Here is a 13,565-nt window from a genome sequence, read left to right on the forward strand (position 1 = left end):
CGGCCGCCCGCCGTGCGATGGGTTCCGTGGCGCGTGAAGCCGCCGGCCCGGAGGTGGGCGTAGGCTGCTGCGATGCAGCAGGAACCGGCCGCCATCGACTACCGCCGCACCTCCCGGCGGCTGCCCTGGGACCGGCTGCCCGCAGCGGTTCAGGAGAACATCGCCGCGCACCTGGGGGGCCGGGTGGCGGCGGTGCAGCCGGCCGGCGGCGGGTTCACGCCCGGTTTCGCGGCCGTGCTGAGCGACGACGCCGGCGAACGCGTGTTCGCGAAGGCCGCTCCGGCGTCGGAGGCATCCGTCTACCGCTCCTACCGGCGCGAGGCCGAAGTGACGGCTCTGATGCCGGCGGGGATGCCGGTGCCGGCGCTGCGGACGGCCGGGCGTGTGCCCGTCGACGGCGTGGAGTGGCAGGTGCTGGTCTACGACGCGGTGCCGGGGCGGATGCCCGGGCTGCCGTGGACGGACGCCGACGTGGCCGCCGTCGAAACCGCCTGCGTCGCGTCGGCCGCGCTGCTGATGGACTTTCCCCACAGCGCACGGGGATCCGCGCTGGGTGAGGACATGGCCCTGATCCCGTCGCAGTTCCAGCCGGTGCTCGACGGCGGCGCCCCGCCCTGGTTCCTTCCCGGCCTGGGCCGGGATGAGGCGCACGAACTGCAGCGGGCGCTGGAGCTGAGCGCCGAGGCGCTGGCCGGCGACGGCGTGATCCACGGCGACCTGCGCGGCGACAACATCCTCATCGACTCCGGGAACGCGCTGTTCTGCGACTGGAACTTCCTGGGCACCGGGGCGGCCTGGATCGACTGGGTCGGCCTGCTGCCGTACACCCGTCCGGACGGAATCGACGCCGACGCCTGGCTGCACCGCTCCGCGCTCACCCGGGACGTGCCGGCGGCCCACATCGACGCCTGGCTCGCCGCGCTGCTGAACTTCATGACCTATTGGGGCGGCCAGCCGGAGGACGAGGCCAGCCCGCAGCTGCGCAGCCACGGCCGGTACACGGCCCGGCTCCTCTACGACTGGCTCGCCGACCGTCGGGCCGCGGGGACGGACGGGAGAGGCCGGCCGGCCTGACGGAGGCGAAGGCCTGCGCGTCCCCCTGGCTTTATCCTTAGGGGGCATCGCGTGCCCCCACAAGGACCTGCCATGCTGCCAACCCGGCGGATCAGGACGCCAAACGCCCGGCGGCCCGCCCCGGCCGCCACCACACAGCACCTGCCAGCCCAGCCGGGCCGGCCTAAAGGAGACTCAGCCATGCCGTCCGCCGCCCGCCCCGGCCCGCGCCCGCCCCTGCCCGCGGAGCAAGCCGCGTCGGCACCGGGCTCCGGGGACGGCGCCCTCTCCCCCGCCCACCCGGACGGAGCCGGCCAGTGATCGACACCGCCACCACCCTGCTGGTCCTCGACCTGCTCGGCATCTTCTTCTTCGCCGTCTCCGGGTGCCTGCTGGCCGCCCGCCGCAACTTCGACATCGTGGGCTCGCTGCTGCTCGGCTCCCTCGTCGGCCTGGGCGGCGGGGTGATGCGGGACCTGATCATCGACCAGGGCGTGCCGCTGGCCTTCACCAAACCGATCTATCTGCTGCCGCCGGTGCTCGCCGCCCTGCTGGTCTTCCTGCACGCCCTGGGCGTGCAGCGCTACCGGCGCACGCTGCTGGTGTTCGATGCCGCCGGGCTGTCCCTGTTCTGCGTCACCGGCACCCTGACGGCGCACGCCGCCGGCCTCAACCCGGTCTCCGCCGCGCTGCTGGGGCTGACGACGGCGGTCGGCGGCGGGCTGCTGCGCGACGTCGTGGCCAACGAGGTTCCCCAGGTGTTCAACCCGCGCGGCGTCTACGCCATCCCCGCGCTGCTGGGCGCGGGACTGGTCTCGCTGTTCCTGTCCCTGGACATCTTCAACCCGGTCCTGGGATGCGCGGTGGCGCTGCTGGTCTTTGCGCTGCGGGTCCTGTCGCTGCGCTACGGCTGGCGGATTCCACTGGCCGGGCGCACGGTGTCCAAGGCGGAGGACCTCTAGAAAGGTCCACCGGCCCTGTCCCCGCGCATCCACCGAATGGTGGAGGCGTGAATCAACCGGTATCCAGCCGCCATGGTCGATGCGGCGGGATGCGGCGCGCCCGTAACTTCGCAGTATGACCGCTTTGGAAGTACGACACCTGCACAAACGCTACGGGCGGCACGTCGCCGTCGACGACGTGTCCTTCAGCGTCGATGAAGGCGAGATCTTCGGGATCATCGGGCCCAACGGCGCCGGCAAGACGACAACCGTGGAGATGATCGCGGGCCTGCGGCGGCCCGATTCAGGCTCGGTCTCGGTTCTGGGTTTCGACCCGGTCAAGGACCGCACGGAGGTGTGTGAGCGGCTCGGCGTGCAGCTGCAGGAGAGCAGCTTCCCGGACGCCATCAAGGTCGCCGAAGCCCTTGAGCTCTACAGCTCCTTCTACCGACAGCCCGCCGATTGGCGCGAGCTGATGGACCTCCTTGGCCTCACCGAGAAGCGCAACGCGAAATACGGGGCCCTCTCCGGCGGGCAGAAACAGCGGCTGTCCATCGCGCTCGCCCTGGTCGGCAATCCGAAGATCGCGATTCTCGATGAGCTGACCACCGGACTGGATCCGCAGGCGAGGCGCGCCACCTGGAGCCTCATTGAGCGGGTCCGCGACATGGGCGTCACGATCCTCCTCGTCACGCACTTCATGGATGAAGCGGAGCGTCTGTGCGACCGGATCGCCGTCATCGACCGCGGCCGGGTGGCCGCGCTGGATACGGCGGCCGGGCTCATCGCGCAGTCCAACGGGGGCGTGCAGGTCCGGTTCCGCGTGAACCAACCGCTGGACAGAACGGTCCTGACGGACCTGGCCGACGTCGTCGAGGTCGAGGAGACGGAGGGCTCCTGGCTGGTCCGGGGCAGAGGCCAGCTTCTGAGCAGCATCGCCGGGGCGCTGGCCCAGGCGCACGTCACGGCAGAGTACCTCCGCGTTGACCAAGGCAACCTCGACGACGCGTTCGTGGCCTTCACGGGACGCCCCCCGGAGTCCGCGGGCGCTTCCGAGAGGAGGATCGGCTGATGGCTGCGCTTCTGAAGATCGTCAAGGTCGAGACGAAACTCTTCCTTCGGGACTCCGCCAGCGTCGTCTTCGGTGTGCTGTTCCCGGCGGGTCTCCTGCTCGGACTGGGGGCCATCCCGGCGCTCCGGGAGGTGACGCCGGAAACCGGCGGGCTCCGCGCCATCGACGTCTGGGCACCAACCGCACTGGTGTTCGGGATGGTGATGATCGCCGTTCAACACGTCCCGGCGGTGGTCGCGACCTACCGTGAACGAGGCATCCTCCGCAGGCTGTCGACCACTCCCGTCCATCCGCGGACCGTCCTGCTCGCACAGATGATCGTCGCGTTCGCCGCCGTCGTCGCCTCCGCGGCGCTCATGATCTTCCTTGCCTGGGCGGTGCTGGATATCGCGCCGCCCGCGCGGCCGCTGGAGTTCGGCGTCGCCTTCGTCGTCGGCTACGCGGCTCTGCTCGGGCTCGGCTTGATCTCCGCAGCCCTGGTCCGTACGAGCAGTGCCGCCAACCAGGTCGGCACCCTCCTCTTCGTCGTGCTGATGTTCATCGGCGGGGCGTTCCTGCCCCGGGTGGTCATGCCCGATATGCTTCGCGAAATCGGCGAGTTCACTCCGCCAGGTCTGCAGGCGCTCACCGCGGCGTGGTCCGCCGAAGCCGGAGACGTCACGGCCACCGCCGGTGGACAACCCTTCTGGCTGCAGATTGCCGTCATGGCGGCCATCGCGCTCGGCGCCGGCGCGGTAGCCGCCAAGTTCTTCCGCTGGGAGTAGATGCCGATGACGTGGGACGCCGGGGCCAGCGACTACCCGAGCCTTGAACCGCGGGAATCCACTGTCGCGGACGAAGCGGAGCTCGCGCACCGCTCCCGCTTGGCGTGGAAAGAGGAGCAGCTGCGGGTCTGGGACCTCCTGCAGCTGATCACGCCGTGGCTGCTGCTGACGATTACGGCGTTGATCTATTTCCTGTGGGTCCTGCCGACCTCCGGCGAACGGTTCCAGCCCGAGGGCGCCACCGTCCTCGGGCTGGTCACGGTCTCGGCGCTGTGGATCTTCTTCGGTCACACACGACCCCTCATGAGCAGGACGCTCCGGCCCGTGCCGGCGGCTGTCTTCTTCGTCGGGCTGTTGGCGCTGTGCGTGCTGCTCATGATGTGTTCGCACATCTTCCTGCTCTTCACCATCGCAGGCTTTTTCCACGCCTATCTGCTGAAGCCATGGCCGGTGGGGGTGCTGGGAGTCCTGGTCACCTCCATGGTCCTCAACGGCTCGGCGATGGGCATCTCCGCCGACCCACCGCCGGAAATGCTCGCGGAGTACATCCTGGTCGTCGCTGTGCAGACCGCGGCGATCGGCGTGGGGATCCTGCTGACGACGCGCAGCGAACCGGAGGAGCGGAAGCGGGAGGAGCTCGTCGGGCGGCTCGAGGCGGCGCTGCACGAGAACGCCGGGCTGCATGCTCAGCTGGTCGCCCAGGCGCGTGAATCCGGCGTGCAGGAGGAGCGGCAGCGCCTGGCCCGGGAGATCCACGATACGTTGGCCCAGGGCCTCGCCGGGATCATCACGCAGCTCCAGGCCGCGGACCGCTCCGCGAGGGTGCAGGGCGGGACGGAAGAGCACGTTGCCCGCGCACTTCAACTCGCCCGCGACAGCCTGACAGAGGCCAGACGGTCCGTGCAGGCGCTCGCTCCCCAGATCCTGGAGCGGGCGCATCTGCCCGATGCGCTGCGCACCTTGGCCCAACGATGGTCGGAGGAGCAGGGGATCCGCGCGAAGGTGGAGGTTACCGGCGTGCCGGAGCCGCTGAGCCCGGCGATCGAGGTGTCGCTCTTCCGGGTGGCGCAGGAGGCCCTGACCAACGTGGCCAAGCATGCCGACGCGTCGCGTGTCGGCGTCACGCTGTCGTACACGGGTGCGGAGGTGCTGCTGGACGTGCGGGATGATGGACGCGGGTTCGCGGAAGCGGTCGGCGCGGGCTTCGGCCTGACCAGCATGCGCCAGCGCATCAGAGGGGTCGGCGGTCATGTGGAGGTGCAGAGCGCTCCGGGCGACGGGACATCCATCAGTGCGCGCGTCCCGGCGATTGCCCCCGCGGGCAGGAGAGCTAAGGGGGAGATCCACCAATGATCCGCCTGGTAATTGTTGACGACCATCCCATCGTGAGGGGCGGGCTGCGCGACACTTTCGCGCACGCCGAGGACATCGTCGTCGTCGGTGAGGCCGGGGACGGGGCGGACGGCGTCGAGCGGGCGAAGGCGCTTGCAGCAGACGTCGTGCTCATGGACGTCCGCATGCCGGGGATGGACGGCGTCGCCGCGACCGCGGCGCTGCGGGAGGTGGCCCCCAATGTCCGGACGCTGATCCTGACCACCTTCGACAGCGAAAGCGACGTGCTGCCGGCAATCGAGGCCGGCGCCATCGGATATCTCCTGAAGGATGCCCTGCCCGAAGAGCTGATGCGGGCCGTCCGGGCAGCCGCCCGCGGAGAGTCGGTGCTCGCGCCGTCAGTTACCCAGCACCTCATGGGGCAGGTGCGGAGGCCCGGGGCGGGCACGCTGACGGATCGGGAGAAGGAGGTGCTGCAGTTGGTGGCGAACGGCAGCTCGAACCGGGAAGCCGCAGCAGCGTTGTTCATCGGGGAAGCGAGCATCAAGACCCATCTGCAGCACATCTACGACAAACTCGGTGTCCGCGATCGGGCTTCGGCGGTAGCCGAGGGCTACCGCCGCCGCCTGCTCACCTGAAGCCCCGCAGCTGGCAGCCGCAGGGCTACAGGCGGTTCAGGCAGTGCGGGCCGCCGCCGACGCAATGACCTCGGCGAGGTCACCCGGACGGCTCCACATCGGCCAGTGCCCGGTGGGGAGGTCGACGACGTCGGCGTGCGCCAGGTGCGCGACCTCGGCGAACATGGGGTGACCGCTACCGGCCAGCTCCAGGACCTGCGCGCCCGGAATCGAGCAGCACACCAGGGTGGTGGGAACCGCGCGGCGGGCCTCGTTCGTCAGGTCTGCGGGCTGGCGGAGCACGGGGCCGGGCACGGGGACCGCCCGGGCCATGAACCGCTCGCGGACCTCTGGGCTCAGGCCGTCCAGGCTCGCCTGCCGGCCAAGGACCTCCAGCGGCGGCAGCGGAAGCTCCTCCGTTTCCTCCGGCAGATCCGGCGCGAAGACGCTGCCCGGTGCCACCGGCCCGGAGTCGACCCACACCACCCGCTGCACGAGCTCGGGGTGCCGGTCCAGGACCAGGCTGACGGGGAAGTTCGCGCCGCTGTGCGTGACCAGGACCGCGGGCGACTCCGCGGAGATCCCGGACCGGGCGAACCCGTTCAGCACCGCGTTGGCCTGGTCGTCGAGCGTCTTGGCGGCCCGCTCCGGATCGTCGCCGTCGAGGCCGGGCAGCGTCAGCGCGACGGCACGCGAGGGGCCGGAGTTCAGGTGGTCGAGGACCTCGTCCCAGGCCCAGGCGCCCAGCCAGTGGCCGGCAATGAGAACGATGGTGGGGCTGCTCGTAGTAGCTGTCATATCTCTACTCTCGGGGGTGCCGCGGCCAGCTGTATGTCACTATTTGTGTCATGAATTTGCGGCGGGCCGAAGAGTGAAACGGACGGAACGGCTCCATGCCCTGTCCGAGATGCTGCGCCGCAGCGGAACACGGGGGTGCTCCGCCGAGCGGCTGGCCAGCGAGTTCGGCGTCTCGGTGCGCACGGTCAAGCGGGACCTCACGGCTCTGGAGAACAGCGGAGCCCCGGTCTGGTCGCGCCCGGGGCCGGGCGGCGGCTACGGGTTGGCCGCCCGCGCGTCGCTGCCGCCGGTCAGCCTGTCCCCGGCGCAGGCGGTGGCGCTCATGGCGGCCGTGTCCGCCGCCTCTGATGCCCCGTATGCCGATCTGGCGTCCGCCGGGATGCAGAAGATCCTGGACGTCCTCGATCCGCGCACCCGCGCCCGGGCGGACGAGCTGGCCGGCCGCGTCTGGGTCAATGCGGCACCCTCCTCGCCGCGCACCGTTCGGTCGGCGTTGGAGGAGGCGATGGCGGAGCAGCGGGTCGTCCGCATCCGCTACACCGCGGCGGACGGGGCGTCGTCCACGCGCGACGTCGAACCGGTGCTGTTCGCCTCCACCAACGGCCGGTGGTACCTGGTGGGCTGGTGCCGGCTGCGGGACGCGATGCGCTGGTTCACCGTGGCGCGCATCGAGCGGGCCAGCGTCACCAAGGCGGCCTGCAGCGGCCACACCGTCGAGGAGGTCGGTGAGCCGCCGGTGAACGCCCGGCCGGTGCACGGCCGGGGCGCGTGAGCCGCTCAGGTCGCTCCCACTCGGCCAGCGGAGCCCGACGCCGGCTCAGCGGCTAAGGCTCGATGGTCACGGTCTCGGTGCCGCAGGTCAGCAGGAGCGTGCCCCGGCCGGCCTCGAGTGCACAGTCGCGGTCTTTGACCCGGGGAAAGCCGCTTAGCTCGTCGGCCCCTCGGCTCCACACGTAGTGGAACGGTCCGTGCTCGGTGTAGATGCCCACCCGGTCGCCGTCGAAACCGTCCTGGGTGACCACCACGGAGCGTCCGTCGTCGGCTTCGAACCTGATCTGGTCGCCGGCGAGGCCCAATGCCAGCACGACTACATACCCGATCACTGCCGGCATCAAAGCTGCCAGGAGGCCCACGGCGACACTGACCCACCCCACGGTCTCCCGGACCCAGGTTTTCCTGATGCGCCCGATCAGCCCCTTCGCCAGCAGCACCATTCCCAGGGCGCCGCCGGCCAGGCTGAGCAGCAGAATCCCGCTGCAGATGAGGTCGCGGGACAGGCCGAAGAAGTGGAACACCACACCCCGGCCGGACGCGTCGGTGTGCGTGGCGGTCAGCACCGTGTAGGCAGCCCAGCAGGCCAGCGCGGACGCGGCCACCAGAGCGAGGCCTGTTGCCTCCCCGCGTTTGATGCCCGCTTTCCGCCGCGGCTCCGTCCTCTCCATGAGGTAGAGGCTAGCGGTCGGGCGCCCGCACCGGGTTGGTGACGCCACGGCACGGGGCGCGGGAGGAACCTTTACACCCACCGTCGCCGGGGTGATCATGGCCGCATGGGCCCCGAAACCGAGACGGTCGCCGGGGCTGCGGAACACGATGGCGGTACCTCACGGTGAAGCGCATCTTCGCTGGCCCCTCCGGCAGCTCCACCGTCCCCGTTCGGGGCCCGCACGCCCGGTGCCGCCCGGGAGCACAGAAAAGGCAGCCCCATGAGACTTCTTTCCTTTCTGCCGCGGATGATCTCCACAGTTCTTGCCGCCGCCCTTCTGGTCCTGGCCGCTGCGACGGGCGCGTTCGCCTCGTCGTCCGCCGCACCGCCCCGGGTGGGGCCCGCCGGGCCCGCCGCACCCGCCATGGTGGACGGCGATGACGACGGAGGCGACGACGGCGACGACGGCACGGGCCCGCAGTTCTACAGCGGGGTGACGGTCGACGTGTCGGACAATGTGTCCGGGGACGTGTACGCGTCCGGCCAGACCATCACCATCGACGGAGACGTCACGGGTGACATCATCGCCGCCGGCCAGACCATCACCATCAACGGCAACATCGACGGCAACGTCCGCCTGGCCGGGCAGGACATCACCATCAACGGGGCGGTCACGCGCAGCGGCACGATCTTCGGCTCGGACATCGAGGTGAGCGGGAGCGGTTCCTTCGGCGAGGACCTGGTGGGCGCCGGACAGGACATCGACATCGCCGGGGCCGTCGGGCGCGACGTCGAGGTCGGCGTCGGCTCCCTCACCATCGACGGCACGGTGGGCGGCAACCTCTCGTACAGCTCGAACGAGGAGGCGGACATCGCCGACGGCGCGGTCGCCGGCACGGTGGACCGCAGCGTTCCGCAGACCGCCCCGGAGCCCACGGCGGGTGAGCGGTTTGTGGGCTGGCTGCTGGGGCTGCTGTATGCGCTGGTGGCGCTGAGCATCATCACGGTGCTCAGCGCATGGCTCTTCCCGCGGCTGCTGCACCGGGTGACGGACCAGCTGATCCCCCGCCCTTGGAAGGCGCTGCTCGTCGGGTTCGTGGCCGCCGTCGCCGTTCCCGTGGGGGTGCTGCTGGCCCTGATCACGGTCATCGGGATACCCCTGGCGCTGTCCTGGCTGCTGGTCTGGACCGTGCTCACCCTGGCCACGTTCGTGTTCGGCGCCTACTACGTCGGCCGGCTCGTGTTCCGGGGCCGCCAGCACCCGGTAGTCAAGGCGCTCGTGGGCGGGGTGATCCTGATCGTCGCGTTGCACATCCCGTGGCTCAACATCGTGGTGTGGCTGGCGATGGTGTTCTTCGGCCTGGGCGCCCAGCTGCTGGCGATCTACGAGCGGCGGCCGTGGCGGCGGGTGCCTGCGGCCGGTGCGCCGAATCCAGCACCTGCGCCCGGTTCGGCAACCCGCCCGGCAGCTGGCTCGACCTCCGGCGCCTCGGCGGCTGACACCGGCCCGCTGCCGCCGTCCGGCCCGCCACCGGGGCCGACGGCGCCCGCGCGGCCTCCCGCGGACCCGCAGTAGCTGCGGAGCGGCACTCCGGGCCGAGCTGGTGCGAAGACCGGTCATCTATCGGTGGGTTGATGCTGGAAGCCGGTCATCTGTCGGTGGGATAACGCTGGAATAGGGCCGCCTGAGCGGCGTTAACCCGCCGATAGTGGAGACGCCCGGCGGGCGCGTGTCAGCAGCCTAGCCGTGTCAGCTGTGTGAGCCGAGTTTGGCTTCCAGCCGCAGCCGCCGCCGGTTCAGCCTGGCCAGGGACGGCAGGCCGACCAGCAGCATCCTCGTCTGCCGGCCGAAGCCGGGCAGCCCCTGCGCTTGAAGAGCCGTTTCCACAGAGGTGCGGTCGGCATCGGGCATCTCCTTGATCAGTGCCCGTGCCCGGGTGAACTCGTCCGAGTTCAGCGGATGCTCGGCGAGCCGTCGGTGCACCGTGTCCAGCTGACGGCGGACGGCGGCGGGGTCTGCGGTCTTCTTTGCCATCGGCCCACCGTAGCAACCGGCCTGAGGCACCCGGCAGGGAGACCGACGTCGGCGGTTCCGCGGCCTCGTGGACAACTTCATATGAGTTCTCCAGCTAAAGGTATGGTGGGGACTCCAAGTCAGGCACGGTCATTGTTGCGTCCTGCTTCCATCGCCCATCGCCCATCGCCCATCGCCCATCGCCCATCGCCCATCGCCCATCGAGGAGGCACCCACGCTGCTCGAGGTCAAGCAAATGGCTTGCGTAGCCATCTCGTCGATTGCTCTGGCCGCGAGCGTGAGCGCATGTGAGCAGGCACCATACAACTATCCGGTTAGCCGCACGTTTAGCCCCCCGGTCCGCCCTCCGGTCGAATCCCTGGGGGACGCCGAGCGGTTCGTGAACGAGATGCTTCAGAAGGATCCGGGGCCTGGTTCCCCCTTAACGGTGCATAATGCCCGGGAATCCACCTGCCTCGATCCGCCCATCAAGGACGACGGCACGAATGAGGTGACCAGTGTCATCGTCAACGGAAGCTGGATTTTCCCTGACGCTGCATCATCCGAGCAAGCCATGGACATCATGGACAGCTACGCCAAATCCCAGGGGTGGAACCCGGCTCCAGCGGACGATGCCTACCGGATATTAGAGCAGGCCATCGCCTATGAGATGGGCGATCTGAGATTCTACGCCTCCAATTCGCGCCAACTGGGAAACGGTGCCAGCTACGAGACGGCAGAACCCTCTGATTGGTACTACGAGGTGGAGTTCAGAGTGAGGACCGACTGCTTCGAACACCCAGAGGATCACGTCATGGTGCGGTCCAAGTACGACCCACTGTATGGCACCAGCGCCACACACTATGACGCTGATGCGGAGCGGGAAGACCCGGCAGACTGGACCCGGTAACAGCTGTCAACGATGACGCATGCCGGGGACGCGGGACGCCGGCATCAGGCCGATCTATTTGGCGGGCGGTGCGCGTTCCACACGCGGACTCATCGGCGCAAGGAATCAGGTCCAGTGGGAAGAGACTGCCGCTGGGAGTCGCGGGACCCCTTTCCCTTCCAACGCTCCCGACACTAGGATAAGTCGTAGGAAACGTAGGACCCCGCCGCGAAAGAGAGTCAGATGACGCTCCATCCCCTGCCCGCCCGGCACCAGTCCTCGCGCCGTCCTGACGGTCGTCAGCACGCACTGGAGGAGGCCCTCCAGCTGCTGGAAGCGGACGACGCCGGCGTCGACCTTCTGGTCGAAGTACTCGCACGCCGCTCCCACGTCTCGGCGCCGGCCTTGGCCGCCGTCGTCAATGCACAGCGCAGCCTCGATGCCCTCCGCCCGGCGCTGGCCGCCCTGCCTGCCGCAGCGACGCCGGAGCTGGTCCAGGGCGCCATGGCTACGGAGAACGCCTGGCGCACGATGGAGCAGGAGTTCGGACTGCTCACCGCTCAGGACGCTTCCCGGGCGCTCGGGTCACGCGCCAAGGGCCGCAGCACGCTCGCCCACGATCGCCGGGAGAACGGGCAGCTGGTCGGTGTCCGCCGGGGCAACGCCGTCCTCTACCCCGGATTCCAGTTCGACCGGAACGGGGAGGTCCGCAAGGTCATTCCCGCACTGGTTCGGCTGGCCCGGGAAGCCCGCCGCAGCGATGAGGACCTGGCACAGTGGATCTGCCTGCCGTCCGGCCACCTGGACGGGGACCGCCCCGTGGATCGGCTGCAGGATGCCGATGCCGTGTTGGCCGCTGCACGGGGACACTTCGGAGTCGAGTGGTGAGTCCCGGCCCTGCCGGACCGCTCACCGCAGACACCCACATCCTCGACGCAGGAGCGCACCTGTACCGGTTGTTCACCAACAGCCCCGACCGGCATGCCCGCTCCTTCAACCCCGGCGTCGGCGCGCCGACCCGCTTTGCCTTCTTCGGTAACCCGCCCGTCCCGGTGCTCTATGCCGGCGAATCGGAGATCGCTGCGATTTCCGAGACCCTGCTGCATGACATCCCGGCGGCCGGCGGGGCGCTGCTGCCCGGCGATTATCAGAACAAGGTCATGGGCCGGCTGACAGCGCAGCGCCCGCTGCGCCTGGCGTCCTTCATGGGAACAGGATTCCGCACCATGGGGGCCTCCGCTGACGATGTCACCCGGACGCCTGCCAGCCGCTACGGGCAGACCGTCCGGTGGGCGGAGGCCGCGCACACGGCCGGTTTTGAGGGCATTGCCTGGATGAGCCGTCAGTGCGACACGGAAAAGGCGTACGTGTTCTTCGGCGACCGCGTACTCGAGGATGATTTCGAGGTGGATCCCGCCTACGGGCGGGCGTTCGCACTGCCGCACGACGCCGACTGGCTGACAAGGCTTTGCACGCCGCTGCGAATTGAGGTCCGCCGGTAGTCAACGACGGCAGGCCTCCCGCATCCCGCGGAAGGCCTGCCGTCGTCGCACTCGGTTAGGAGGCAGCCGGCTCGAGCACCGGGTAGTCGGTGTAGCCGGCGGCGCCGTCGGTGTAGACGGTGGCCTGGTCGACCTCGTTCAGCGGCAGGTTCTCCTGCCAGCGGCGGGCCAGGTCCGGGTTGGCGATGACCGGGCGGCCGACGACGACGGCGTCGGCCAGGTCCTCCTCCAGCAGCATGATCGCGTCGTCGCGGCTGGTGACGGTGCCGAAGCCGGTGTTCAGCAGCACCGGGCCGCCGAAGCGGTGGCGCAGGTCCTGGATCATCTCGTCCGCCGGGTCCTTGTGCAGGATGGACAGGTAGGCCGGCTTCAGGTCGGCGATGCCGTCCACCAGGGCGGTGTAGGTGGCGGTGACGTCGGCGCGGTCGGTTTCCAGCACGCCCTGGATGTTGTGCTCCGGGGAGATGCGGATGGCGGTGTGTTCGGCGCCGATCGCCTCGGCCACGGCACGGAAGGTCTCGATGACCATCCGGGCCCGGTTCTCCGGGGAGCCGCCGTAGTTGTCGGTGCGGGTGTTGGAGACCGGGGAGAGGAACTCCTGCAGCAGGTAGCCGTTGGCGCCGTGCAGCTCCACGCCGTCGAACCCGGCCTTCATCGCGTTCCGCGCGGCGGAGACGAAGTCCTGCACGACGCCGGGCAGTTCGGTTTCGGTGAGGGCGTGCGGCACCGGATAGGGCTGCTTGCCGTCGTAGGTGTGCGCCATGCCGTCGACGGCGATGGCGCTGGGGGCCTGCGGCTGGCGTCCGCCGTTGATGTTCTCGTGCGCGACGCGCCCGGAGTGCATCAGCTGGGCGACGATCCGGCCGCCGGCCTCGTGCACGGCATCGGTGACGCGCTTCCAGCCGGCCACGTGCTCCTCGGTGACCAGGCCGGGCATCAGCGGGTTGCCCTGGCCGGGGAAGGAGGGGTAGATGCCGTCCGTGACGATCAGGCCCAGGGAGGCGCGCTGGCGGTAGTGCTCGACCATGATGTCGGTGGGCACGCCGGAGCGGTCGGCGCGGACGCGGGACATCGGGGCCATGACGAGCCGGTTGGGCAGTTCCATGGTGCCGACGGACAGGGGGGTAAACAGTTTCACGAAGCCGGTTCCTTCTTGTTGC

15 protein-coding genes are annotated in these 13,565 nt (G+C 69.7%); 11 read left to right on the top strand and 4 right to left on the bottom strand.

What is annotated here, in order from left to right:
• Positions 1-72: 72 nt before the first annotated feature.
• The 6 genes from AC5RV6_RS04710 (at position 73) to AC5RV6_RS04735 (ending at position 5,800) form a co-directional block, all read left to right on the top strand.
• Positions 73-1,074, top strand: a complete 1,002-nt coding sequence (locus AC5RV6_RS04710) for a phosphotransferase family protein (RefSeq protein ID WP_494006117.1) — start codon at positions 73-75, stop codon at positions 1,072-1,074.
• 296 nt (positions 1,075-1,370) lie between these two features.
• A complete protein-coding gene (locus tag AC5RV6_RS04715; protein ID WP_494006118.1) occupies positions 1,371-2,015 on the top strand; it encodes a trimeric intracellular cation channel family protein in 645 nt (214 codons plus the stop codon).
• 115 nt (positions 2,016-2,130) lie between these two features.
• A complete protein-coding gene (locus tag AC5RV6_RS04720; RefSeq protein WP_494006119.1) occupies positions 2,131-3,066 on the top strand; it encodes an ABC transporter ATP-binding protein in 936 nt (311 codons plus the stop codon).
• On the top strand, positions 3,066-3,830 hold the full coding sequence (locus AC5RV6_RS04725) for an ABC transporter permease (protein ID WP_494006120.1): 765 nt from the start codon (positions 3,066-3,068) through the stop codon (positions 3,828-3,830). Before AC5RV6_RS04720 ends, AC5RV6_RS04725 begins: the two co-directional genes overlap by 1 nt.
• Positions 3,831-3,836: 6 nt before the next feature.
• Entirely contained in the window at positions 3,837-5,183 is a 1,347-nt protein-coding gene (locus tag AC5RV6_RS04730) for a sensor histidine kinase (RefSeq protein ID WP_494006121.1), read from the top strand.
• Positions 5,180-5,800, top strand: coding sequence for a response regulator (locus AC5RV6_RS04735; RefSeq protein WP_494006122.1), 621 nt, complete (start codon positions 5,180-5,182; stop codon positions 5,798-5,800). Before AC5RV6_RS04730 ends, AC5RV6_RS04735 begins: the two co-directional genes overlap by 4 nt.
• A 36-nt stretch (positions 5,801-5,836) precedes the next feature.
• Here the strand turns inward: AC5RV6_RS04735 and AC5RV6_RS04740 are convergent, their stop codons facing one another.
• Positions 5,837-6,577, bottom strand: a complete 741-nt coding sequence (locus tag AC5RV6_RS04740) for an alpha/beta fold hydrolase (RefSeq protein WP_494006123.1) — start codon at positions 6,575-6,577, stop codon at positions 5,837-5,839.
• 73 nt (positions 6,578-6,650) lie between these two features.
• Between AC5RV6_RS04740 and AC5RV6_RS04745 the strand changes: the two genes are divergently transcribed.
• A complete protein-coding gene (locus AC5RV6_RS04745; protein WP_494006124.1) occupies positions 6,651-7,349 on the top strand; it encodes a helix-turn-helix transcriptional regulator in 699 nt (232 codons plus the stop codon).
• A gap of 52 nt (positions 7,350-7,401) precedes the next feature.
• On the opposite strand, the gene AC5RV6_RS04750 is transcribed toward AC5RV6_RS04745, so the two are convergent.
• On the bottom strand, positions 7,402-8,019 hold the full coding sequence (locus tag AC5RV6_RS04750; protein ID WP_494006125.1) for a hypothetical protein: 618 nt from the start codon (positions 8,017-8,019) through the stop codon (positions 7,402-7,404).
• A gap of 261 nt (positions 8,020-8,280) precedes the next feature.
• Between AC5RV6_RS04750 and AC5RV6_RS04755 the strand changes: the two genes are divergently transcribed.
• A complete protein-coding gene (locus AC5RV6_RS04755; protein ID WP_494006126.1) occupies positions 8,281-9,576 on the top strand; it encodes a DUF8173 domain-containing protein in 1,296 nt (431 codons plus the stop codon).
• A gap of 174 nt (positions 9,577-9,750) precedes the next feature.
• On the opposite strand, the gene AC5RV6_RS04760 is transcribed toward AC5RV6_RS04755, so the two are convergent.
• A complete protein-coding gene (locus AC5RV6_RS04760) occupies positions 9,751-10,035 on the bottom strand; it encodes a hypothetical protein (protein WP_494006127.1) in 285 nt (94 codons plus the stop codon).
• A gap of 379 nt (positions 10,036-10,414) precedes the next feature.
• Between AC5RV6_RS04760 and AC5RV6_RS04765 the strand changes: the two genes are divergently transcribed.
• The 3 genes from AC5RV6_RS04765 (at position 10,415) to AC5RV6_RS04775 (ending at position 12,405) form a co-directional block, all read left to right on the top strand.
• On the top strand, positions 10,415-10,924 hold the full coding sequence (locus AC5RV6_RS04765; RefSeq protein WP_494006128.1) for a hypothetical protein: 510 nt from the start codon (positions 10,415-10,417) through the stop codon (positions 10,922-10,924).
• A 222-nt stretch (positions 10,925-11,146) separates the two neighbouring features.
• Positions 11,147-11,791, top strand: coding sequence for a hypothetical protein (locus tag AC5RV6_RS04770; protein WP_494006129.1), 645 nt, complete (start codon positions 11,147-11,149; stop codon positions 11,789-11,791).
• Positions 11,788-12,405 carry an RES family NAD+ phosphorylase gene (locus tag AC5RV6_RS04775; RefSeq protein ID WP_494006130.1) on the top strand — a complete coding sequence of 206 codons (618 nt, stop codon included), beginning with the start codon at positions 11,788-11,790 and terminating at the stop codon, positions 12,403-12,405. Before AC5RV6_RS04770 ends, AC5RV6_RS04775 begins: the two co-directional genes overlap by 4 nt.
• A 55-nt stretch (positions 12,406-12,460) precedes the next feature.
• Here the strand turns inward: AC5RV6_RS04775 and AC5RV6_RS04780 are convergent, their stop codons facing one another.
• Positions 12,461-13,543, bottom strand: coding sequence for an alkene reductase (locus AC5RV6_RS04780; RefSeq protein WP_494006131.1), 1,083 nt, complete (start codon positions 13,541-13,543; stop codon positions 12,461-12,463).
• Positions 13,544-13,565: the final 22 nt, after the last annotated feature.

The organism is Arthrobacter saudimassiliensis (assembly GCF_059090665.1).